The organism is Flavobacterium sp. (genome assembly GCF_043760115.1).
Taxonomy (GTDB): Bacteria; Bacteroidota; Bacteroidia; order Flavobacteriales; family Flavobacteriaceae; genus Flavobacterium.
The window spans coordinates 1-25,594 of the sequence record NZ_JAYUPK010000049.1 but is presented as its reverse complement, the minus strand read 5'-3'; the positions used below and the strand labels follow the sequence as shown (position 1 = coordinate 25,594).

Below are 25,594 nucleotides of genomic sequence, written 5' to 3'. Positions count from 1 at the left end.
AATCTCTATACGATTGTACCCAACCTTTGTATGTTGACCAAATAATTGCTTCACTTGTTGGTCGAACTATTAATTCTTCCTCAAGTTTCGCATTTGGGTCAACCATCAATTTTCCTGGTTTGTCTGGATCATTTTTTAATCTGTAATGGGTTACAATAGCACATTCTTTAGCAAAACCTTCTGCATTTTTTTCTTCTGCTTCAAACATACTTTTAGGTACAAAAAGCGGAAAATAAGCGTTACTGTGACCTGTTTCTTTAAACATTCTGTCTAATTCTGCTTGCATTTTTTCCCAAATTGCATAACCATAAGGTTTTATAACCATACAACCTCTAACTCCTGAATTTTCGGCTAAATCTGCTTTAACCACAAGTTCATTATACCATTTGGAATAATCTTCTTCTCGTTTTGTTAAGTTCTTGCTCATATTGAATAGTTTGGCATAAAAATTGTTTTGATAATTTTAACTTAATAGTTCGGCAAAACTAACTATTTTTGTAATGTGCAACAATAAAAATGCTATAGATATGAAAACTATTTACTTTTCTTCGAAAAAAATTTCCATTTATTCTTTATTTGGATTTTTAACTTTGGTTTTAACTTCTTGTGGTTCATACCAAAATTCTACTTATTACGACAATGATGGTATTTATGGAAGTTCAGATGTGAAAAAGAAAAACGAAACACAATCTGCTGATTCTAACAATAAATACAAAGATTATTTTAGTTCATTAAACGAAGATAATCAGAATGAAGTATTTACTGATGTTGATAATTATTCTACTTATAATGATACTATTGAAAGAAATGGTACAGAAGTTCAATCTAATTCTTATGCAAGTTGGGGAAACAATGGCAGTGAAGCTGTAGTTATAAATGTGTATGACAACAATTGGGGTTTTAACAATTGGGGTTGGAATGGTTTTTACGGAAACAATTGGGGTTACAATAATTGGGGTTGGAATGGTTGGTATGGAAACAATTGGGGTTGGAACGGTTGGTATGGAAATAATTGGGGTTGGAATGGATGGTATGGACCAAACTCTTGGTGTGGAAATTATGGAAATGGATTCTACGGAAACGGTTATTATGGAAATAACTATGCTTATAATGGCGGTAGAAGAAACTCTAATTTTAATAATAATTACAGTTACGGATCAAGATCAACTACACCAATAACAAGAAATTTTAACTCTGGAAGAACTAGAGATTTTTCTAATACTAGAAGAAATACAACTACTACTAGAAATTATAATGAATCTGGAACAACTAGAACCAATTCTAATACTACTAGAACTAGAAATACAAATCAAGTTGGAACTTCACCTACAAGAACTTATAATAGTACATCTCCAACAAGATCAAACTCAACTTCAAATCCTGTAAGAACAACAACTCCTACAAGAACTTATGAAGCGCCAACGCGTTCGTATACTCCAAGTTATAGTGGAGGTACAAGATCTTCTGGTGGTTCTTCTTCTGGTGGCGGTTCTTCATCTGGTGGTGGTGGAAGATCTTCTGGTGGCGGAAGAAGATAATTAAAACTTTTAAAAAAAATTTATGAAAAAGACTTTTTTTACAGTGTTTGTGGGACTTATTTTTATTTCTTCACAAGCGCAAGATATTAACGATGCCTTAAGATATTCTAAAGAAAACTTAAATGGAACTGCTAGATTTAGAGCAATGAGTGGTGCGTTTGGAGCATTAGGCGGCGATTTATCTGCGATTGGTGTTAATCCTGCTGGTTCTGTAATATTTGCAAATAATCAAGCTGGATTTACATTAAGCAATTTTAATACTAAAAATGATTCTAATTATTTTGGTAAACTAACCTCAGAAAATAATAATTCATTTGATTTAAACCAAGCTGGTGCAGTTTTTGTATTTGATAATAATGATCAAAAAAGCGATTGGAAAAAATTTGCTTTAGCATTAAATTATGATAACACTGGTGATTTAGACAATAGTATTTTTTCTTCTGGAACTAATCCAAATAATTCAATATCAAATTATTTTTTGAGTTATGCTAATGGTTTGCCACTTAGTACAGTAATTGGTAACGATTTTGACTATGCAGATTTATTTTTTAATGAGCAACAAGCTTACTTAGGTTATCAAAGTTATATTATCAATTCTACTGACGATACAAACCCTAATAACACACAATACGTAAGTGGTGTTGCGCCTGGAGGAAATTATATTCAAGAATACACTTTAGAATCTTCTGGTTATAATGGAAAATTATCTTTTAATGCTTCTGGGCAGTATACCGATAAGTTTTCGTTTGGTATTAATTTAAATTCTCATTTTGTTGATTACAGACAATCTACAAGTTTTTTTGAACGAAATAACAACAATACTTCTACTACCGATTTAGTAAAAAGACTTCGTTTTAATAACGATTTGTATACTTATGGAAATGGTTTTTCTTTTCAATTGGGAACTATTTTTAAACCAACAAAAGAAGTTAGATTAGGTTTGGCTTATGAATCGCCAACTTGGTTGACTTTAAACGACGAAATTAGTCAAGATATTACTGCTGTAAGTTCAAGTTCGGCAGGCGAATTGTCTCCAGATGTTGTAAACCCGAATCTTACAGTAATTTTTGAACCTTATAGATTACAAACTCCATCTAAATTTACTGGAAGTTTTGCTTATGTATTTGGTAAAAAAGGTTTGATAAGTATTGATTATGCTGTAAAAGATTATAGTAATACAACTTACAAACCTAAAAGAGATTTCACTACTACTAATGCAACTATGTCAAATTTACTTGATGCTTCTAGCGAAGTTAGAGTTGGTGGTGAGTACAAAATAAAAAAGTTGAGTCTTCGTGGAGGATATAGATTTGAAAAAAGTCCCTATAAAGATGGAAAGACTATTGGCGATTTAACAGGATATTCTGGTGGTTTAGGTTACAACTTTGGTTCTACAAAATTAGATTTATCTTATTCTTATGCTCAAAGAGATTACAACCAACAGTTTTTCTCTCAAGGATTTACAGACAGTTCTAAAATTAGTTCGGTTAATAATAATGTTAGTGTTACATTATTATTTGAATTGTAAAAATTTTAATTTATATACTTAAACCATTCGTTTTTCGGATGGTTTTTTTTATGCAATAACCTTAACTTTTAGTCCTGATGGAAATGAAAATCCTATACAATTGCGACAGAAATTGTATAGATTGCAATGCACAGCAGGAAAATGGATTATAGAAATACCCAAACCATTGGCTACTGATAATCATCGGCACAAGTTCAAAATAATTATGATAATTGTAAATGAAATTAGAATTAAAAGTTGTAATTTTGCACACTTTCTAAAAAAGAAAAATACTTTAAATATATGAGAACCAAATCGTTAAAGAAAAACAAAATCAATGTTATTACACTTGGATGTTCTAAAAATGTGTACGATAGCGAAGTACTGATGGGACAATTGCGTGCTAGCGGAAAAGACGTTGTGCACGAAGAAGAAGGAAACATTGTGGTTATAAATACGTGTGGTTTTATTGATAATGCAAAGGCAGAATCGGTAAATATGATTTTGGAATATGCTGATAAAAAAGAACGTGGAATTGTTGATAAAGTATTTGTAACTGGATGTTTAAGTGAACGTTACAGACCAGATTTAGAAAAAGAAATACCCAATGTGGATCAATATTTTGGTACTACAGAATTGCCTGCGTTATTGAAAGCACTTGGTGCCGATTACAAACACGAATTGCTTGGCGAACGATTAACAACAACTCCAAAAAATTATGCTTATCTAAAAATTGCCGAAGGTTGTGATAGACCTTGTAGTTTTTGTGCCATACCTTTAATGAGAGGAAAACACGTTTCGCAAACCATTGAAAAACTGGTTAAAGAAGCTGAAGGTTTGGCTAAAAATGGTGTAAAAGAATTGATATTAATTGCTCAAGATTTAACTTATTATGGTCTTGATATTTATAAAAAACGTAATCTTGGTGAACTTTTAGAAAATCTTGTAAAAGTAGAAGGAATTGAATGGATTCGTTTGCATTATGCATTTCCTAGTGGTTTTCCGATGGATGTTCTTGAAATTATGAAACGCGAACCAAAGATTTGTAATTATATTGATATTCCGTTACAGCATATTTCTGATACGATTTTAAAATCGATGCGAAGAGGAACAACACGAGAAAAAACAACAAATTTATTAAAAGAGTTTCGTGCAGCTGTTCCTGGAATGGCAATTAGAACAACACTTATTGTAGGTTATCCTGGTGAAACGCAAGAAGATTTTAATATACTGAAAGATTTTGTTCAAGAAATGAAATTTGACAGAATGGGATGTTTTGCTTATTCTCACGAAGAAAACACTCACGCTTATTTACTAGAAGATGATGTTCCAGATGAAGTAAAAAAAGCTAGAGCTGAAGAAATAATGGAATTGCAATCGCAAATTTCTTGGGATTTGAATCAGGAAAAAGTAGGTCAAACTTTTAAATGTATTATCGACAGAAAAGAAGGTGGACACTTTGTGGGAAGAACAGAGTTTGACAGTCCAGATGTAGATAACGAAGTTTTAATTGATGCTACAAAACACTATGTAAAAACTGGTGAATTTGTAAATATTAAAATTATTGAAGCCACAGAATTTGATCTTTATGGCGAACCAGCTTAGATAAAAAAACATTAATTCTTGAATAAAAAAAACTCTAAATCAATAAAGACTTAGAGTTTCAATAGTTAACCACCTTTTATTAAATTATGCTTTTGCTACAACTGTTCCTTTAAAAGTCAATACTTTTGGAGTTTCGTCTGCGCTAGTTGTAACTGTTACCGTTTTAGAAAATGCACCTGGAGCAGCAGCATTATAAATTGCTTTTATAAAACCCGATTTTCCTGGAGCAATTTGATCTTTAGTATAATCTGCGGCAGTACAACCACAAGCAGGTTTTACATTTGTAATTATAACTGGTTTATCTCCAGTGTTTTTAAATTCAAATTCTATATTTTTTGGTGTTCCTTGTGGAATTTGACCAACGTCAACCGAATCAGATTTCCAAGAAATTGCAGATACAATTGTACTTGATATCTCTGATTTTACTTCGTTAGAAATAACAGAGAAAGACATTAATGATATTGTTAATGCCAATAAAGAAATTTTTACAATTTTCATTATTATAAATTTTTAAGTTTCTATAAATTTTAATAGTTCGATGTTTTGAACAATACAAATGTAATGCAACAATTAAATAGCAGTTGTTAATCAGTTTATAATGTTTGTTAATGACTTGTTAACGATGTAAAAAAGGTATAATTTTGATTAATTTTGAAACAAATAATGAACACAAAATTAGAATATCTTTATATATTTAATGAAGACAAAGAATTTAAACATCATAATAGTTTTAGGATTAATAGCTACAATTGGTATTCTAATTGCACAATTATTATGGACAAAAGAAGCTTTTACAATAGAAGAGAAAAAGTTTTCTCAAAAAACGCATGTTGCCTTATTGGAAGTAGTAAAAAAACTATATGAAGGAACAAATAGCGAATTGCCAGCTCAAAATCCGATAAAAAAAGTGGCTAATGATTATTATATTGTAAATGTAGAAAACGATTTTCAGCCAGATATTTTAGAATTTTATTTAAAGGAAGAATTCGCCAAATTTAATATCACTACCGATTTTGAATACGCAATGTACAATTGCCAAAGTGATGAAATGGTATATGGAAATTACATTTCATTATCTGATAAAAAAGCTAAAAAAAGCTCGGTGTATTTTCCTAAACACGAGAATTTAGTTTATTATTTTGCTATTCGTTTCCCAAACGAAACTAGTTATTTATTTAGTTCCTTGCGGTTTTGGTTTGTATTATCATTTGCCTTGATAATTATACTTTTAGTTTATGTTTACTCTATTTATACAATTATTCAGCAGAAAAAATACTCTGAGTTGCAACGTGATTTTATAAATAATATGACACACGAATTTAAAACACCATTATCATCTATATTACTAGCATCCAATTATTTAAACAAACAAGAAACTATAAAAAAAGATGAAAAACTTGATAAATATACTTCAATAATTATCAATCAAAGTAATAAATTAAACCATCATGTAGAGAAAATATTAAACATTGCAAAATCTGATAATTCTTCGTTACAATTGGATAAAAAAGAACTTTTTGTACTTCCAATTTTAAATGATGTTGTAGAAAATATGCAATTAAAAAATGAAAAACTGCAAGTTGAAATTTCTAGCAAAAGTGATTATAAAATTCTTGCAGATGAGTTTCATTTTACTAATATTATTCATAATTTAATTGACAATTCTATAAAATATTGCGATGAAAACCCAAATATAAAAATTACTATTGAAGAAGAAAATAAATTTTTAAGATTAAATTTTACTGATAACGGAATTGGAATTGCAAATAAAAATCTTACTTTTATTTTTGATAAATTTTATAGAATTCCAAGTACAAAAAGTAATGAAGTAAATGGTTTTGGGCTAGGATTATACTACGTTAAAAAGATATGTACACAACACAATTGGAAAATTGTAGCAACAAATAATAAAGAAAAAGGAATTACAATTTCTATTTTAATTCCTAAAAAATAAAAAAATAGCATTAAAAATGCTAAACATACAACTAATTTTCAGCACAATTAGATGCTGAAATAAATATAATTTTCAGCATGAATAGATGCTGAAATAAATATAATCTTCAGCATGAATAGATGCTGAAATAAATTCAGCATGAATGGCAAAATTTAAAATTCTTTACGCAGAAGACGATGAAACACTAGCATTTTTAACCAAAGATAATTTGGAACAAAATTATGATGTTACTCATTGTGAAAACGGAGAAATTGCATTAAACACTTTTAAAAAAGAAGTTTTTGATATTTGCGTTTTAGATATTATGATGCCAAAACTTGACGGATTTGAATTAGCAGAAGCAATTAGAAAATTAAATGCCGATGTTCCTATAATTTTTCTATCTGCTAAAACTTTAAAAGAAGATAGAATTAAAGGATTGCGAATTGGTGCTGATGATTATTTGGTAAAACCATTTAGTATTGAGGAACTTATCTTAAAAATTGAAATATTTTTAAAACGATCTAATAAAATTTCAATTGTTGAAACCAAATTTTATACACTTGGAAAATACCAATTTGACAGTAAAAACTTTTTAGTTTTTAACGATTCTGAAAAAATTTCATTAACCCAACGCGAATCCGATTTATTGAAACTTTTTATAGACAATAAAAATGTAGTTTTAAAACGTGAAGAAATTTTAAAATCACTTTGGGGAACAGATGATTATTTTCTAGGAAGAAGTTTAGATGTATTTATATCAAGACTTCGCAAGATATTAGCCAGTGAAAAAACTATTGCAATAGAAAATCTTCACGGAATTGGTTTTAGGTTTTCAATAGAATAAACAAGTTTAAATTTCTTTAATTTTATCAAATAATAAGTCAAAACCGTTAAATAATAATTCACTTATATTTAACAAAAAACTTACTATATATTTGTGAAAGAAATTTAAAACAACTCATTTTGAAAAATAATTACATTTTAATTTACATTTTGCTATTACTATTTTCATTAGAAAATAGTTATGGTCAAAATAAAGAAATTGATAGTTTAAAAAGAGTACTTCAAGTTGCTAAAATTGATACTGTTAAAGTAAATATTTTTAATGCAATTGCAGATAAATTTAAAAATTCTAATCCAGATTCTACCTCAATTTATGCTAGCAAAGCCAGTTTATTATCTCAAAAAATAAACTATAATTTTGGTTTAGCCAATGCATTTATTAACAAAGGAAATTCTAATATTATACTTGGAAATTATCCAATTGCCATTCTAGATTTTACTAAAGCACAACAATTATTTGAAACATTAATGAATGATGGTTCTGAAATTAATTTAAAACTATTAAAAAATGGTTTGGCTAGAAGTTATGGTAGTTGCGGAATAATTTACTCGCAACAAAGCAACTATTATTTAGCATTAGAAAATTATCAAAAAGCATTAAAAATTTATCAAGAAATTGGTGAGAAAAAAAATGTTGCAAAAGCATATAATAATATTGGAGTTGTATATAAATCGCAACAAAATTATACAAAAGCTATTGAATATTTTAAAAAAGCATTTAAAATTCAAGAAGAAATTGGCGAACAAACTGCAGCAGTAACTTTAACTAATATTGGGGTAATTTATTTTGAACAAAAAAATAAAACAGAAGCATTAAATTATTACAACAAAGCAAAAAAACTCTTCAATAAAATTGATGACAAACGTGGCTTTGCATTACTAAATAATTATTTTGGAGATTATTACAAGAGTGAAAAAAAGGACGATTTAGCTTTAACATCATATAATTTATCTTTAAAATTATATGAAGAATTACAGAATAAATTTGGTGCATCACTAGCATTGTATAACATTGGACAATTATTATCCGATCAAAAAAAGTATACTGATGCAATGCCATTTGCAACTAAATCTTTAAATTATGCAAAGGAAATTGGAGTTTTAGATCAAACCTATCATTCAGAAAAATTGGTTAGTGAATTGTATGGATTTCTTAATAATCCATCAGAATCTTTGGTGCATTATAAAAATTATATTACTGCAAAAGACAGTATTACCAACGAGGCAAATAGTAAAAAAATTATGGAAGCCGAAATGAATTTTGAATACAAAAAAAAGGAAGAATTATTAATAGAGAAAAGTAAAAGACAATCACAACTAGTACTATTTTCAGTACTTGGAGTACTTTTATTATTTGGATTATTATTTGTTTTATACAACAGAAGACAGATAAAACGTAGATTAACATTGCAAAAAGAAGTTGCCGAATATGAGCAAAAAGCGTTGCATTTACAAATGAATCCACATTTTGTATTTAATTGTTTAGGGTCAATTTCTAGTTTTATTGTTCAAAACGGAACCGATTCTGCCTTGAAATATTTATCTAAATTTTCTAAATTAATGCGATTAACATTAGAATATTCTAAAGGCGCATTGATTCCTATTGACAAAGAAATAGAAAGTTTACAAAATTATCTTGAACTAGAACAACTACGTTTTCATAAAAAATTTGAATTTAAAATAAAAGCTACAGACAAAGTTGAGTTTAATATGGCAATGCCACCACTATTGATTCAACCTTTTGTAGAAAATGCCATTTTGCACGGAATGGTTCCAAAAGATGGAAACGGAACAATTGAGGTAAATTTTGATGTACAAAACTCGCAATTAGTTTGTACAATTACTGATGATGGAATTGGAATTTCCAAATCGAAACTTTTAAAAGAAAACTCAGTTACAGCACATCAATCAATGGCACTTGAAATTACAAAAAAACGATTGGAAATGATGGAAACAGCAACCTCTAAATCGGCACAAATTGATATAAAAGACATAGAAAATAATAATGAAATTATTGGTACTTGCGTAACGTTGCGCTTGCCAATTCAATATATAAAGTAAATGTTTAAGCGTTTAATTGTTTAAAAAGTTTAAACCTTTAAACCCTTAAAAACCGAAATTAAAATATGATAACAGCAGTATTAATAGATGACGACAAGCATTTACGAAAGGGTTTAAAAGCACTTTTAGAACGTTATACTAATGAAATAAATATTATTGGCGAAGCCGAAAGTGTAAAAACTGGGATTGCATTATTAGAAAAAACGCAACCTCAAGTTATTTTTTTAGACATCCATTTAAGTGATGGAACCGGATTTGACATACTCGAAAAAATGGCTAATAGCAAAGGAAAAACGACTTCGCATATAGTTTTTATTACTGCTCACGAGCAATATGCTGTAAAAGCTTTTAAATTTAGTGCGTTAGATTTTATTTTAAAACCTGTTGATCCAGAAGAATTACAAAATACAATTATCAAAATAAAAGAAGTTTCTGGAAAAGCGAACTCATTTGAGCATATAGATTTATTGTTAGAAAATATACGGAAAAAAGTAGATAATTTTAAACGAATTGCACTTTCGACCAGTGATGGAATTCATTTATTTGAAGTTTCAGATATTATTAGATGTGAAGCAAAGGTAAATTATACTGAGTTTTTTATAAAAAATCATAAGCCAGTTTTAATTTCAAGAACGTTAAAAGAATATGAAGAAATATTAACAGAACATGGCTTTGAACGCATACATCAATCGCATTTAATAAATTTATCTTACTTAAAATCATACATAAAAACCGATGGAGGTTATGTAATTATGGCAGATAACAGTACAATACCAATTGCACAGAGTAAAAAAGAAAAATTACAAGAATTAATAAAAGCATTATAAATCATGAAAAATCAAATTATAAAATCATACGTTATGAAAAATATTTTACTGTTAATTTTGTTGTTTAGCGGAGTTGCTTTTGGGCAAATTCCAATAAATCAACCAACTGATTTAAATATTTGCAGTTACAATAGTCCAAATTCAGAATATATAGATTTGAGTGATAAAAAAAATGAAATTTTTGGAAGTTTAAATCAAAGCGATTATAATATTTTTTATTACACAAACTTTATAGATGCTCAAAATGATGAAAATAGAAATATTTTTGAAGCTGTAGGTACTAACATCAATTTAACAATATATATTAGGGTTATTGAAATTTCAAATAGCACAAATTTCGAAATTACTTCTTTAAATATAAACTTGTTATTAGTTCCAACTACCAATCCTGTATCAAATCTTTACATTGAAAATATTCCATATTCTAATGTTGCAAGTTTTAATTTAAACTTTCAAAATTCTATTATTATTGGTAATCAAACTAACACTACTATATCATATTTTGAAAATTTAAATGATGCAAATTTGAGTCAAAATTCTATTAATAATACATCTAATTATGTGAATTTAACCAATCCACAAAAAATATATGCAAGAGTTAATAATATATTAAGTGGATGCTATAAAATTACAACTTTTAACTTAGTCATTACAAATCCAGATATAATTACAATAAGTGATCCTGTTTTTAAAAATCTATTATTACATTCTGACCCAACAATACAAGATATTGCTTATGATAATCTAGACAATACAATTACAATTGACACAAATGGAAATGGTGAAATTGAAATAAATGAAGTTAGTCAAGTAACAACGATTTTTATTAATAATGAGAACGTTCAAACATTTGAAGGTATAAATTCATTTAATAATCTTATAAATTTTAGAGCATTCAATTGTTATAATGTTCATTCAGTAAATATTAATGGTCTACAATTATTAAAAGAACTTTATTTGATTGAATTTGGTTTATTATCAAATATTGAATTATATAATTTACCTATTTTAGAAAATTTAGTTTTTGCTGAAAATAATATTACAAATATTGATTTATCAAACTTAACATCGCTTAAATACTTAAACTGTAGTTATAATAATTTATCTAACTTAAACCTAATTAATTTGAATAATTTATTTGAATTAAATTGTTTTTCTAATCAAATTATTTCTTTAAATCTTGATAATTTAACAAATCTTGCAGAATTAAATTGTGGAGGTAATAATATTAATTCATTGAATACCATAAATAATTTAAATTTATTTAACTTAAATTGTGGGAGTAATCCATTGTTATCTTTAATATTAAATCCAAATTTATATAATCTTTATTGCACCGGTACTTCACTAGTTAATTTAGATGTTTCATATGTAACAAATTTAACATTTTTTAATTGTTCTCATAATTCACAATTAACCCATTTATTTATGAAAACTGGCGAATCGTTTAACCCTTTATTTCAAGGAAACTTAAATCTTACAGACAATTATAGTTTAGAATATATATGTGCTGATGAATTAAATATTCAAGGTATTAAAGAATTTCTTGTAATGAATCAAAATCCTAATGTTGAAGTCAATTCCTATTGCACTTTTGAACCAGGAGGAATTTTCAATACCATTACAGGAAAAGTATCATTAGATTCAAACAACAATGGTTGTGATGCAAATGATTTAATAGTTTCAAATGTAAAAATGAAATTAACTCAATGGAATGACATCAGTTATACAATTACAAATCCAAATTATAAATTTTACACTACTACTGCAGACCAACTAATAGAACCAATTTTAGAAAATCCAACTTACTACAATGTAACTCCACAATCTGCCAACATAAGTTTTCCTGAAACAAATTATTTAACAGAAATCCAAGATTTTTGTTTAACAGCCAATGGCATTCACAACGATTTAGAAATTGTATTAATGCCAATTGGACCAGCAAGATCAGGATTTGATGCCGATTATAAAATTGTATTTAAAAATAAAGGAAATCAAACCTTGTCTGGAGACGTTAATTTTACATTTGATGATGCTGTTTTAGATTATGTTGCTTCTTCAATAGCCCCAAATTCTCAAGTTTTAAATAACTTAACTTGGAATTATTCTACACTTTTACCATTTGAAACCAGAACCATTTTGGTGACTTTAAATGTAAATTCGCCATTAGAAACTCCAGCAGTAAATCTTGGTGATGTTTTAAATTTTGTTACAACAATAAATCCTGTTTCTGGAGATGATTTACCATTAGACAATACTTTTACATACAATCAAACTGTTGTTGGTTCGTTTGATCCAAACGATATTATGTGTCTTGAAGGTGAAAATGTTTCTCCATCAGAAATTGGAAACTATCTACATTACGCAGTACAATTTGAAAATACAGGAACGTATCAAGCAGAAAATGTAGTGGTAAAAGTTGTAATTGATACTAACAAATATGATTTAAATTCTATACAACTTTTAAATACATCTAATCCAGTTTATACAAGAATTATAGGAAATAAAGCAGAATTTATTTTCGAAACTATTAATCTTGCTGCTACAGTAGGAAATCCTCCAGTTGGTGGACACGGTGACATTTTGTTCAAAATTAAATCTAAAAATAATTTGGTTAACGGTGATTTTGTTTCTAAAAAAGCTAATATTTATTTTGATTATAATGCGCCAATTGAAACTATACCGTTTCAAACCACGTTTCAAGCATTAAAAAATAGTGTTTTTATTGCAGATGCAACTATAACTATTCATCCAAATCCAACCAATTCAATAATAAATATTATTTCTAAAAACACAATTACATCAATTGAGTTATATGATGTTCAAGGTAGATTATTAGAAACCAGTATTGAAAATAAATCATCAACAACAATTGATATTTCAAGTAAACAAAATGGAATTTATTTCTTAAAAATTACATCAGAAAAAGGAAGTTCTGTAGAAAAAATTATTAAAGAATAGGTTTAGGTTAATTAAATGAAGAAGCGTAAATTTGAAAAGATTTGCGCTTTTTTTATGCAATTTTTTTCATTTGTTAAAACAAAAATAATTATGAAAAAATATATACTTTTATTTTTAATATCAATCGTTTTTGGATGTTCTTCTAGCAATTACACAACTAGTAATCAAGCAATTACTGGAAACATTCAGTATAATAAAGAATATGAAGGTGGTGCAGCTCCACCACAAGAATTACTTGATGAATTGGCGATTTATAAATTTTCAAGTAATGAAACCTATTATGTTAGAACTGGTATAAACAATATACCTTTCACTCCTATTTATACCACTTTTACAACAGATTTAAATGGAAATTTTAAAGTAAAATTACCAATAGGAAATTATTGTGTAATGACTCAAAAAAGATATTTATATGAACAATCTTTAAATTCTACTACAGATTGTCAATGGATAAATAGTTCAGATTTTAATTTGAATGTAACTAGTACCAATCAACCTCAAGAAATTATTTTTACTGATACAAGAAATAATTGTTTGCTTGTACCATAAATAATTAATCTAAATTTTTATTTTTTAAAAGTTTGTTTACAATTGTGTAAAGCTTTTCTTTGTCTAAAGGTTTGGATATAAAATCATTAAATCCTAATTTTTTAATTTTTTCAATTTCTTCTGGAAATGAATAAGATGTTTGGGCAATAATTGGAATGTCTTTGTTAAATTCTCTAATTTTTTCAAAAGCACCATAACCGTCTAGATTTGGCATTTTAATATCCATAAAAATTAAATCAATTTCGGAATTATTTTTAGCCAACTCTACAGCTTCATTTCCATCTTTGGCTCTAATTACATTAAAGTTTATGTTGTTTAGTAATTTTTCTATCAATTTAAAATTAATACTGTCATCTTCTGCAACTAATATTAATTCTTCATTTCCCAAATCTATTATAACGTTTTGCGAAGTTATAACTGGTTTTAATTGAATCTTGTCTTCAAATTTTAATGCTATTGAAAAAGTAAAAGTACTGCCAACTCCTTCTTGTGATTGTAAAGAAATTGTGCCTCCAAGCATTTCAACATACGATTTAGAAATTGCCAAACCCAAACCTAATCCATCTATAGAAGTAGTATAACTAGATGCTACTTTGGTAAATCTATTAAAAATTTTAGACTGAGATTCTAACGGAATTCCAATTCCAGAATCTTTTACAGAAAACAAAATTAAATTATTGATAGTATCAAATTGATACTCTAAAATTATAAAACCTTCGTTAGTAAACTTTAATGAATTGTTTAAAATATTAATTAAAACTTGATTCAATTTTACACCATCTGTAATTATATTTCCTTCAATGTTATCATTTGGATGAACTAATCTTACTTCAATATTATCCTTCTCATTAGTAATAGAAATTGCGTTATATACAGATTCTACAATAGTTTTAATATTAATACTTGTAAGATTTGGTTTAATTAAGTTAGAATCAATCTTAGACATTTCTACCAAATCATCAATAATATCAATTAAATTTTTACCACTTGCTTGAATAATCCTAATGTATTCATTTTTATCTTCTTCTTTAATATCTTGATTTAAAAGTAAATCTGAAAAACCATTAATGGCATTCATTGGTGTTCTAATCTCGTGTGAAAGATTCATTAAAAAAGACGATTTTAATTTGTCACTTTCTTCGGCTTTAAACTTTGCAATATTTAATTGGTTTTTTTGGTTATTATTTTCTTCAAATAATTTACCAATATATCTAAATTCACCTCTAATTTTCTTTAACGCAACAATTGCATCCGTATTTCCATCTTCTAAAACTTCTTTAATAAGTTGTATAGGTTTTTGACCCCATTTTTTGGCATAAATAAAAAATATTATCATACAAATTATAAATCCTGCAAGTAATAAAAAAAGTAAATTTCTTGTTTTTGAAAAACTTACTGCAGTTTCTCTTGCAAAAGTTAAAGATGTAATTTCATTACCATTAACATCATATATCAATTTATTAAAAAAAATGGTTTTGGAATTTGTTTCAAATTTTTTGGTAGAATAATCAATTTTAGAACCTATTACTTTTTCTAAATTTACAAAATAAGTATCGTCTAATAATTTTGCCATAAAAAGATAACCTCTTGGCGATGTTTTATTTTTAAATGGATCTTGAGATGGATGAACTGTTGCTCCGTAAACTTCTACAATTCCTTCTGATATTTTAACATAAAAATGGATAGATTTATCTTTATATAATTTTTCAAAAACCGATTTAGGTATAAAATTTATAGACTTAATTTTAGATGTAGCAACTTTACTTACAAACTCACCTTTTAAACTATAACCATCAATATAGTCTATTTTATTGGTGTCTACAAGATATGCTAATGAGTTGTCAAACCAAGAAATATCCTTTTTTTCAATAAAATTTACCAATTCGTCCCAAAAAGTAATTTCGTTTATTAAAGAAGAATATCCTTCAGAATTTAATTCTACAAGAGCGTTTGCTTCTTTTTCAAATTGACTAGTAGATATTTTAGTCATCAATTTATATTGTTGATAACTGTGATAATATAATATTGAAAACAAAATTAAAAATCCAATACTAACTATAATTAAAAGTTGAACAACCTTAGAATATGTTGTTGTCTTAAGCTCTTTTCTTTTTTCAATAAACTTCATAAATACAATTTGAAATTCCTACTTTATCAAATACTTTATAAATTTAATTAAAAAAATGAAATCTTGTTATATTTTCTGATAAAAAATTACTGAAAAATATTGTTTTAACGTAAAATTTAAATAAAATTAAACTATCGTAGTAAAATTTTGTAATAAAAATGATTAAAATTAACCACTATTTAACTTAGAAAATAAAAAAAACCGTTGCAATAACAACGGTTTAAATAGTACTAAAAAATTATTTTTTCTTCTTTTTAGAATCAGATTTCTTTTTAGATTTTGCTTTTTTAGATTTCTCTTTCTTTTTGGCTTTTTCTTTTTTTGCTTTTTCTTTTGCTTTCTCTTTTTTAGCTTTCTCTTTTTTCTTAGCTTTTTCTTTAGCTTTAGATTTTTTATCTTTTTCTTTTGCCTTATCTTTTTTAGATTTTTCTAAATCTTTCGATTTTTTGTCTTTGTCATTTTCTTTCATATTTTCTAATTTTAGTTTTTTATTTTCTACTTTTTTAAATACATCTTTAAAAGGAACATTAGCTTCGGTTTTAACTTTTGGCAAAGCAACTTTTGGAGTAATTGTTTTTGCTGTTGTAACTCTAGGATTTGTTGTTCTTGGATTTGTTGTTCTTGGAGTTGCTGTTCTTGGAGTTGTTGTTCTTGGAGTTGTTGTTCTTGGTGTCGTAACTCTAGGAGTTGTTGTTCTAGAAGCTGCTGTTGTTCTTGATGTTGTTTTTCTAACAGTTGTTACTTTTGGAGTAACTGCTTTTGCAACAGTTCTTGTTCTAGTAGTTGTTGGTTTTACTTCTACTTTATCAATTGCAACTACAGGTTCAACTTTTTCTGCTATAACATTTTTACTTTCTGTAGTTTCTACTTTTTTGTCTAAATTTGATGTTTCGTTTATTATCATAGTTATATAATTTTTAATTTATTGTAAAATTGATGTAAATTTTGTGTTAACAAAAATACATTATAAAACAATTCGCCAATGTTAAGTTTTACTTTTAACTAAAAACTTAACATTAGAATCTTTAAAAAATAGAAAAAAATGATTTTTTGTAATTATTCTGAAAGAACTCTATTTATTTGTATAAATTTTCTAGAATAATAATCTTCAGATGTTGAGGAAATCATAACACCATTACTTGAAGAAGAATGTATGAATTTAATTTCATTTGGAAGTACTTCAGTAATCATTCCAACGTGGTTAATATTGCCTCTAGATTTAGTTGCAAAAAATATTAAATCGCCTTTTTGTGCTTGACTTTTATCAATTTTATAACCATAATTAGACTGCTCGTGAGATGTTCTTGGCAAGTCTACATTTATTTCCCTAAACGAAGCTAACATTAATCCCGAACAATCAAAGCCAGAATTTGTAGTTCCACCAATTCTATAATGTACTCCAATATTTTCAGATGCTTTGGCAATTAATAAATCAACTTTCGAGCTGTTTTCTATAGAAATTGGCTTTGTTATATTGATTTCGTTTAATTTGTCTGAAGTTTCATTATTTATATTAAAATCGTTTCCGTTTTTTACAATTAACTCATAACCAATTGGCAATCCGTTTTGTACATCAGGATTTAATTCTTGTAATTCTTTTACAGTAACGTTATAAATTCTAGAAATTTTATATAATGATTCTTTTGGTTGAACTTTATGAATTACAGCTGAAAGTGAAATTAAAGGTTTTTGTAAATCAGAATTTGTTGCAGTAATTTCTGTTGAAGTAGAAACTAAATCTGGATATTTTTCTGAAATTGTAGCAAAATTAGAATTTTGAATTTTAATTTTAGAACCCATTTTTAAAGCACCAGTTTTTAATTCTGGATTGGTTTCGCAAATAGTTTCCATTGTAACTCCATATTTTTTAGAAATACTATATAAGGTTTCTTTTTGCGCAACTAAATGTGTTATAAATTCGTTATTTGTAGTTGTAACAACTTCTATATTTTCTTTATTAATAGGTTTTTTTTCAACTACTTTCTTTTCTTTTTGTTTTACTTTTTCTTCCTTAAATTTTTTATTTGGAACTTCTAAAACGGCATTTAACTTTAAAACGCCATTTTTATATTTCGGATTTAATTCAAATAATTCTGCCTGAGTAACATTATATTTTTTAGCTATTGCAAATATAGATTCGCCATTAACAACTTTGTGTTTAATGATTTTTTGAGAAAAAGCAAACGAACTAATTAATAAAAATGCTATTATAAATTGGGATAATTTCATTAAAAAAGTAAATAGTAAATTGGATTATAAAATGTCGCAATTTACTAATAAAGTCTTATTTTATCTGGCTTTTTAACTTAAATTTAAGTCGTAATTTTGTCGAATTATTGCTACGAATTTAGTTTTAAATAGTTTATAGAACTAATAAACCTATGTCTCTTATAGTATTTATTGGTTTAGAATACCAAAACAATTCGAAATCTTGAAACTGGTTTTCATAATTTATCTTCAAATCTGAAAAAGTCATTTTTTTATCATTTGCTACAGCAATTTGCTCTAAAATTAAAGTTAACCAAATGGCTTTTTCATCTTCCAAAATAATTTCAACCGATTGCTTTTTATCATGAAACGTTAATTTTTGCATTTGCCAAGAAGTTCCTTTCTTAGATTTAGAAAATGTTTCTGAAATTGGCTTTCCTCCTATCCAAACTATCCTTGCAGAAGGTTTGATAGAAAATTCAATCTCTTTTTGTAACGAATTATAAATGTATTCAGAATTAATTGTGGTTCTCGGAATTTTAAAATCAAACCAATCTTGGAGAGGAAATTCAAAACCTATTGAATGCATAAAATTAAACAACGATTTTTTTAATCCGAAAGAAAATTTATCATGATTTATTCCTGTTTTATCTTTAAAAACAATATCGTTGTTGGCAAATGTAATTTCATTTTGTTGCGGAATTACACCAAACTCTTCTGGAAACATTCCAACAGGTGAATGTGCAGTCATTGCAAATTGATGCCAAAATCCGCTTTGCAAAATCCCAATTTCAAACAATTGACGCACCATTTCTAGACTATCAATTGTTTCTTGAACGGTTTGAGTTGGATAACCGTACATTAAATAAGCGTGAACCATTACTCCAGCTTCGGTAAAGTTGCTTGTAACTTGTGCTACTTGTTCAACCGTAACGCCTTTTTTTATTAATTCTAATAATCTGTCCGATGCAACTTCCAATCCGCCAGAAACTGCAATACAACCTGATGCTGATAGCAATATGCATAAATCTTTAGTAAAACTTTTTTCAAATCTAATGTTTGTCCACCAAGTAACGGCTAAATTTCTTTTTAAAATTTCTAAAGCAACTTCTTTCATTAATGCTGGTGGCGCAGCTTCATCAACAAAATGAAAACCATTTTCGCCAGTTTGAGCAATCAACTCTTCCATTCTATCTACTAGAAGTTTGGCTGCCACTGGTTCGTATAATTTTATATAATCTAAAGAAATATCACAAAAAGTACATTTTCCCCAATAACAACCATGTGCCATTGTTAGTTTGTTCCAACGTCCATCACTCCACAAACTGTGCATTGGATTGGCAATTTCTATTACAGAAATGTAGTTGTCTAAATATAAATCTGAATAATCTGGTGTACCAACTTGCGCTTGTTTATAATCGAGTTTTGTTGTGTTATTTTTGTAAACTACTTTATTGTTTTCTAATAAAAAGGTGCGTTTAAATTCTAAATTGTCTGTAAAAGTGGCACTTCGACTGCGCTCAGTGTGACAAACTGCTTTATAAAGCAATTCAACAGGAAGTTCGCCATCATCAAGAGTAATAAAATCGAAAAATTCAAAAACTCTTTCATCTTTTAAATCTCGTAATTCTGTATTAGGAAAACCACCACCCATAGAAATTTTAATTTCTGGAAAATGTTGTTTTATAAATTGTGAACAACGAAAAGCACTGTATAAATTTCCTGGAAATGGAACCGAAATTAACACCAATTTTGGTTGAATATTATTTACTTTTTCTTCTAAAATTTTTATTGCAATTTTATCAATGTAAGTGAGATTTTTTTGTAATTCATTATACATTTCGTCAAATGAATTGGCGCTTCTACCAAGACGTTCTGCATAGCGTGAAAAACCAAAATTTTCATCTACACATTCTTTAATAAAATCTGATAAATCTTCTAGATATAATGTGGCAAAATGTTTGGCTTTGTCTTGAATTCCCATACTTCCAAAAGCCCATTCCATATCGTCAAGCTGATCAAATCGTGATGCTTCTGGTAAGAAATTATCTTGACATATTTGTCTTGCTAATGTTGGATTTTTACCTTGTAGAAATGCAATTACTGGATCAATTGTTTTTAAATATTCGTTTTTTAAAGCAAAAATTCTTTGAGAGTTGGAAGATGGTAGCTTGAAGTTGGAAGAATTAAAAATTTCAATTAAACCTTTTTTAGAAAATAATTCTACTATAACTTCAATACCCAAATCCATTTGAAAAGCACTTATATTTTTAGTATTTAAAAAACCTTTAATATAAGCAGTCGCAGGATATGGTGTGTTTAGTTGTGTAAATGGTGGTGTTATGAGAAGAATGTCTTTCAAATGAAATATTTTTGCAAAAGTAAAAATTTAAAAATTAGCATTTAACTAATATTTAGCAAAATCAAAATGTAATTCAAGTTTGAATTTTAAGTATTTTTACAAAAAAATAAATTATGCCAACTGATTGTATTAGCTACCAAGAATCTGGATATTTTTCTAAAATAATTGTAGATTATTTAGATAAAAAATCAGACCTAAAACAATTTTACAATCGATTTCCTAGCATTGAAAATTTTATTTCTCAGATTGAAGAAAAACAACAAAATTTTCCTCAGGAAAACAGAAAGATATTAGTTGAAGAATTAAAAAAACAATACAACGGTTTTACAATAAGTGAAACAACTTTAAACAACATTAAACTTTTAAATAATTCTAACACTTTTACAATAACAACTGGTCATCAACTGAATTTATTTACTGGACCATTATACTTTTTATACAAAATTGTTTCTACCATAAATCTTTGTAAAGAATTAAAAACTAATTATCCTGACTATAATTTTGTTCCTGTTTATTGGATGGCAACCGAAGATCACGACTTTGAAGAAATAAATTATTTTAATTTTAAAAATAAAAAAATAAAATGGAATAAAGAAAGTTTTGGACCAGTTGGACGACTTTCTACTATTGGTTTACAAGAAGTTTTTGAACAATTTTCTAATGAATTAGGCATTGGAGAAAATGCAACTTTTATTAAAAATTTATTTTTAAAATCATATTTAGAACATTCTAATTTGGCAGATGCAACTCGTTTTCTAGCCAATGAATTATTTAAAAACGAAGGTTTAGTGATTATTGATGGTGATTCTGTTGCTTTAAAGAAATTATTTATTCCTTGTATAAAAGAAGAACTTTTAAATCAGACTTCGTTTAAAAAAGTTTCTGAAACCGTTGCGCAATTAAAAGAATATAAAATTCAAGTTAATCCAAGAGAAATAAACTTGTTTTATATTGAAGATAATTTGCGAGAAAGGATAGTTTATGAAAACAATAAATATAAAGTAAATAATACAAAAATTGAATTCTCAGAAACTGAAATTCTAGCAGAATTACAAAATAATCCAGAAAAATTTAGTCCAAATGTAATTTTGCGACCATTGTATCAAGAAGTTATTCTTCCTAATTTGTGTTACATTGGTGGTGGTGGTGAAATTGCTTATTGGTTAGAATTAAAATCAAATTTTGAAGTTAACAAAATTACTTTTCCTATACTATTGCTTAGAAATTCTGTTGTTCTTGCAACTGAAAAACAAATTGATAAAATTGACAAATTGAATTTAACTTGGAGTGATTTATTTTCTAATCAACAAGAGTTATTTACTTCTAAAACTAAAGAGTTTTCTAAATTTAAAATAGATTTTACAGAACAAAAAGAACATTTGAAAAAGCAATTTGAAAAGTTAAATATAATTGCAAATGAAACCGAAAAATCGTTTATTGGAGCTGTAAAAGCGCAAGAAACCAAACAAATTAAAGGTTTAGACAATCTAGAAAAAAAATTGCTAAAAGCTGAAAAACGTGTTCATTCAGAAACTCTTGAACGTATATTATTGTTGCAAAATGAGCTTTTTCCTAATCAGAGCTTACAAGAACGAAAAAATAATTTTAGTGAATTTTATGTTGATTTTGGATATGAATTTATAAAAAAATTACTTGAAAATTTACAACCTTTTCATCAAGAATTTAAAGTTGTTGTTTTGTAATTGATTTTAAAAAAAATTATACGTTAAATAGCCACATTACTTCATGAAACTTTTTTATTCATTGAAGTTCAATGAACCAAGTTTGAATAGAAAACAAACCATTTATTTACAATTTTTATGAATTGAAAGCTGGAAAATGAATTTTAGAAAAACTTAAATCATCTACTATTGATATTAGTCTACATAAATCTAAAAAAATAAAATATAAATTTTTAAAAACTAAAGTAAAACACTACTTTTGCACCAAATTAAAAAAAATATAAAATGGCTACAAATAGAACATTTACAATGATTAAACCTGATGGTGTTGAAAACGGACACATTGGTGGAATTTTAAATATGATTACCGAAGGTGGTTTTAAAATTGTTTCGTTAAAATTAACGCAATTAACTGTTGCTGACGCTCAAGCATTTTATGCTGTTCATGCTGCAAGACCTTTTTATGGTGAATTAGTAGAATTTATGTCTCGTGGACCAATTGTAGCTGCAATTCTTGAGAAAGAAAATGCAATTGAAGATTTTAGAAACTTAATTGGTGCTACAAATCCTGCTGATGCTGCCGAAGGTACAATCCGTAAAAAATATGCAAAATCTATAGGAGAAAATGCAGTTCATGGTTCAGATTCTGATGAAAATGCTTCTATCGAAGGTGCTTTTCACTTTGCTGGAAGAGAGCAATTTTAAAAAGTTTATTTATAATTTTATATTATTTACAAAGACTAAAAGATTTAAAATAATTAAATTACCATAAAAAAAGTCTAAAGATTTATTTCTTTGGACTTTTTTGTTATAATAATATTTAATTTTAACGCTTATTAAAATTTTCTTTTTTCATTTTTAACTATATTTGATAATTCAAACTATAAATTAACTAAAATGAACCAAAAATTATTTTTATTTTTATTTGCCTTTTTAACTATTAGTAATTTTTATGCGCAATCTGCATGGCAAAAATTATCTACTTCAGAAGTTGAAAGGTCATCAAGCTTAAATAATCTAAACAAAGATTATTTTCAAACGTACCAATTAGATTTTAACGTTTTTAAAAATCAATTGTCTAATGCAAGTTTAAGAGGAAATTCTAATTCTAATTCGCAAGTAATTATTTCTTTTCCAAATGAATATGGTCAAATGGAAAACTTTAGAGTTTATGAAACTCAGGTATTGTCACCACAACTTGCACTAGAATTTCCTAATATTAAAACTTATATTGGTTTTGGTGTAGAAAATCTTGGAGCTAGAATTCGTTTTTCTGTTACTCCACAAGGAGTTCAAACAATGGCTTCATATACCGATAAACCTCACAGTTTTATAGTTCCATTATCTAAAAATGAAACTAATCAATACATTGCATATAACAGAAATAGCAAAGCCAATTTAAAAAAAGAATTTAATTGTTATACTGCTGATGAAGTAGTAAAGATAGAAGATGAAAGTTTAATTGCTAATAGGGATGCCAACGATCAAATTTTGAGAACTTTTAGATTAGCCGTTTCAACTACTGGAGAATATACTAATTTTTGGAATGACGGAATAGCGGCTAATGGAAATGCTCAAGCTGATGCGTTAGCTCAAGTAGTATCAACAGTTAACAGAGTTAATGAGGTTTTTGAAGTTGATATGGCAGTTAGTTTCCAATTAGTTTCTGGAACAAATATTATTTATCCAACCGCATCCTCTGATCCTTACACAGGAAATTTAAATTCTCAATTGCAATCTACATTAACCGCTAATGTTAGTGAAGCTAATTATGATATTGGTCACTTATTTACTTTTGCTGCAAATAATGGAAATGCTGGTTGCATTGGTTGCGTTTGTGTAAACGGTCAAAAAGGTAGCGGATTTTCTGCTCATACATTTTTAGATAACGATGGCGGACCATATATGAGTGATTTTTTTGATATAGATTACGTACCTCATGAAATAGGTCATCAAATGGGAGGAAATCATACCTTTGCCTTTGGAACAGAAGGTGCAAGTGTAAATTCTGAACCTGGAAGCGGAACAAGTGTAATGGGTTATGCAGGAATTACAGGTCCAGATGATGTTCAAGTACATAGTGATCCTTATTTTCATTATCATAGTATCAATCAGATATTAAATAATTTAGGTTCAAGAACTTGTTGGGTTGGAACTCCAATTGCAAATAATTCACCTGTTTCTAATGCTGGAGTAAATTATACAATCCCTAAAGGAACTGCATTTATATTAAAAGGTGCAGCTACAGACGCTAATGCCAATGATATTTTAACCTATTGTTGGGAACAATTAAACAGCGGTTTATCAACGAGTTCCAATTTTAGTTCAACTTTGGCAACTGCTCCAACATTTAGATCAAGACCACCAAGCACATCACCAAACAGATATATGCCAATTTTTTCAAGAGTATTAAATGGGCAATTAACAGAAACTAATCCATCAATAACTCCAAATAACACATCTTGGGAAACCGTTTCTACAGTGGCAAGAACATTAAATTTTGGACTGACAGTTAGAGATAGATCAGATGTTAATGGCACTGGTCAAACTCCACAAAGTAGTTTTGATACAATGGCAGTTACGGTTAATGGTACAGCTGGACCTTTTACTGTAACATCTCAAAATTCAAATATTTTATGGAATGTTGGTACATCTCAAACGGTAACTTGGAATGTTGCTGGTACAAATATTGCACCTGTAAACACTCCAAACGTAAATATATTAATGTCAATAGATGGTGGTTTAACATTTCCATTCACACTTGCTACTAATGTTGCAAATGATGGATCAGAAACTTTTACAGTTCCTGCAATTGGAGGCGATACAACAATGGCTAGAATAATTGTAGAAGGAAATGGAAATATTTTTTATGCTGTAAATGCCAGTAATTTTACTATTCAAGGTTCTGAATTTGTTTTAAATGCACCAATTACAAATTTTAGTGTTTGCTCACCAAATAGCGTAAGCATTAATTTTACTTACAATACTTTTTTAGGATTTACAGGTACAACTACATTCTCTACAACCGGATTACCTGCAGGTTTAACAGCTGTTTTTTCTCCTACAACTGCAACTACTGATGGAACTAATGTTACTGTTTTAATTTCTGGAACTACAAATGTTGCACCAGGAAGTTATAATTTTCAGTTAGTTGGTACATCAGGATCAATAGTAAAAACTGTTGGAATAACTTTAAATGTATTTAGTAATGTATTAAATCCAGTAACATTGTTGTCTCCAATAAATGGTGCTTCAGATACAAGCACTTCTATAACATTAGGTTGGACAGCCGATGTAAATGCTCAAAGTTATATTGTAGAGGTTAGTACAGACTCGAACTTTACAACTATAATTGCCACAGGAAATGTTACTACAAATTCATATAAT

At 27.6% G+C, this 25,594-nt stretch carries 17 protein-coding genes and 1 pseudogene; 12 read left to right on the top strand and 6 right to left on the bottom strand.

The annotated features are described in order from the left end of the window. A pseudogene (locus ACH2BC_RS04395) lies at positions 1 to 427 on the bottom strand (proline--tRNA ligase); the annotation flags it as partial. Positions 428 to 527: 100 nt separating this feature from the next. Between ACH2BC_RS04395 and ACH2BC_RS04390 the strand changes: the two are divergent. The 3 genes from ACH2BC_RS04390 (at position 528) to rimO (ending at position 4,650) form a co-directional block, all read left to right on the top strand. Beyond that, positions 528 to 1,538, top strand: a complete 1,011-nt coding sequence (locus ACH2BC_RS04390; RefSeq protein WP_395052772.1) for a hypothetical protein — start codon at positions 528 to 530, stop codon at positions 1,536 to 1,538. A 22-nt stretch (positions 1,539 to 1,560) separates the two neighbouring features. Then, positions 1,561 to 3,066 (top strand): OmpP1/FadL family transporter, encoded by a 1,506-nt coding sequence (locus ACH2BC_RS04385; protein ID WP_395052771.1) that lies wholly within the window; start codon positions 1,561 to 1,563, stop codon positions 3,064 to 3,066. A 282-nt stretch (positions 3,067 to 3,348) separates the two neighbouring features. Beyond that, on the top strand, positions 3,349 to 4,650 hold the full coding sequence (rimO, locus tag ACH2BC_RS04380) for a 30S ribosomal protein S12 methylthiotransferase RimO (RefSeq protein WP_395052770.1): 1,302 nt from the start codon (positions 3,349 to 3,351) through the stop codon (positions 4,648 to 4,650). A gap of 84 nt (positions 4,651 to 4,734) precedes the next feature. Here rimO and ACH2BC_RS04375 read toward each other — a convergent pair whose 3' ends face one another. After that, complete coding sequence (locus tag ACH2BC_RS04375) at positions 4,735 to 5,148, bottom strand: DUF1573 domain-containing protein (protein WP_395052769.1); 414 nt, start codon at positions 5,146 to 5,148, stop codon at positions 4,735 to 4,737. A gap of 199 nt (positions 5,149 to 5,347) precedes the next feature. Between ACH2BC_RS04375 and ACH2BC_RS04370 the strand changes: the two genes are divergently transcribed. The 6 genes from ACH2BC_RS04370 to ACH2BC_RS04345 all read left to right on the top strand — a co-directional run bounded on the left by ACH2BC_RS04370 (position 5,348) and on the right by ACH2BC_RS04345 (position 13,827). Next, the gene (locus ACH2BC_RS04370) at positions 5,348 to 6,604 is read left to right on the top strand and encodes a sensor histidine kinase (RefSeq protein WP_395052768.1); all 1,257 of its coding nucleotides are present in this window, start codon (positions 5,348 to 5,350) and stop codon (positions 6,602 to 6,604) included. A gap of 142 nt (positions 6,605 to 6,746) precedes the next feature. Then, complete coding sequence (locus ACH2BC_RS04365; RefSeq protein ID WP_395052767.1) at positions 6,747 to 7,430, top strand: response regulator transcription factor; 684 nt, start codon at positions 6,747 to 6,749, stop codon at positions 7,428 to 7,430. Between the two features lie 119 nt (positions 7,431 to 7,549). After that, on the top strand, positions 7,550 to 9,490 hold the full coding sequence (locus ACH2BC_RS04360) for a tetratricopeptide repeat protein (RefSeq protein WP_395052766.1): 1,941 nt from the start codon (positions 7,550 to 7,552) through the stop codon (positions 9,488 to 9,490). A gap of 65 nt (positions 9,491 to 9,555) precedes the next feature. Beyond that, on the top strand, positions 9,556 to 10,317 hold the full coding sequence (locus ACH2BC_RS04355; RefSeq protein ID WP_395052765.1) for a LytR/AlgR family response regulator transcription factor: 762 nt from the start codon (positions 9,556 to 9,558) through the stop codon (positions 10,315 to 10,317). Positions 10,318 to 10,350: 33 nt separating this feature from the next. After that, positions 10,351 to 13,278, top strand: coding sequence for a T9SS type A sorting domain-containing protein (locus ACH2BC_RS04350; protein ID WP_395052764.1), 2,928 nt, complete (start codon positions 10,351 to 10,353; stop codon positions 13,276 to 13,278). A gap of 90 nt (positions 13,279 to 13,368) precedes the next feature. Further along, positions 13,369 to 13,827, top strand: coding sequence for a hypothetical protein (locus tag ACH2BC_RS04345; protein WP_395052763.1), 459 nt, complete (start codon positions 13,369 to 13,371; stop codon positions 13,825 to 13,827). Positions 13,828 to 13,831: 4 nt separating this feature from the next. Here ACH2BC_RS04345 and ACH2BC_RS04340 read toward each other — a convergent pair whose 3' ends face one another. From ACH2BC_RS04340 to ACH2BC_RS04325, 4 genes are all read right to left on the bottom strand, one after another. Continuing rightward, a complete protein-coding gene (locus ACH2BC_RS04340) occupies positions 13,832 to 15,955 on the bottom strand; it encodes a response regulator (RefSeq protein ID WP_395052762.1) in 2,124 nt (707 codons plus the stop codon). Positions 15,956 to 16,193: 238 nt separating this feature from the next. Then, positions 16,194 to 16,859 (bottom strand): hypothetical protein, encoded by a 666-nt coding sequence (locus tag ACH2BC_RS04335; protein ID WP_395052761.1) that lies wholly within the window; start codon positions 16,857 to 16,859, stop codon positions 16,194 to 16,196. Between the two features lie 152 nt (positions 16,860 to 17,011). Next, positions 17,012 to 18,184: a LysM peptidoglycan-binding domain-containing protein gene (locus ACH2BC_RS04330; RefSeq protein WP_395052760.1), complete on the bottom strand. Its 1,173-nt coding sequence runs from the start codon at positions 18,182 to 18,184 to the stop codon at positions 17,012 to 17,014. A 133-nt stretch (positions 18,185 to 18,317) separates the two neighbouring features. Then, a complete protein-coding gene (locus ACH2BC_RS04325) occupies positions 18,318 to 20,525 on the bottom strand; it encodes a B12-binding domain-containing radical SAM protein (protein WP_395052759.1) in 2,208 nt (735 codons plus the stop codon). 113 nt (positions 20,526 to 20,638) lie between these two features. Between ACH2BC_RS04325 and bshC the strand changes: the two genes are divergently transcribed. From bshC to ACH2BC_RS04310, 3 genes are all read left to right on the top strand, one after another. Next, positions 20,639 to 22,228, top strand: coding sequence for a bacillithiol biosynthesis cysteine-adding enzyme BshC (gene bshC, locus ACH2BC_RS04320; RefSeq protein ID WP_395052758.1), 1,590 nt, complete (start codon positions 20,639 to 20,641; stop codon positions 22,226 to 22,228). Between the two features lie 264 nt (positions 22,229 to 22,492). Next, positions 22,493 to 22,912 carry a nucleoside-diphosphate kinase gene (locus ACH2BC_RS04315; protein WP_395052757.1) on the top strand — a complete coding sequence of 140 codons (420 nt, stop codon included), beginning with the start codon at positions 22,493 to 22,495 and terminating at the stop codon, positions 22,910 to 22,912. A 192-nt stretch (positions 22,913 to 23,104) separates the two neighbouring features. After that, on the top strand, positions 23,105 to 25,594 hold a 2,490-nt coding region (locus ACH2BC_RS04310), incomplete at its 3' end, for a reprolysin-like metallopeptidase (RefSeq protein WP_395052756.1).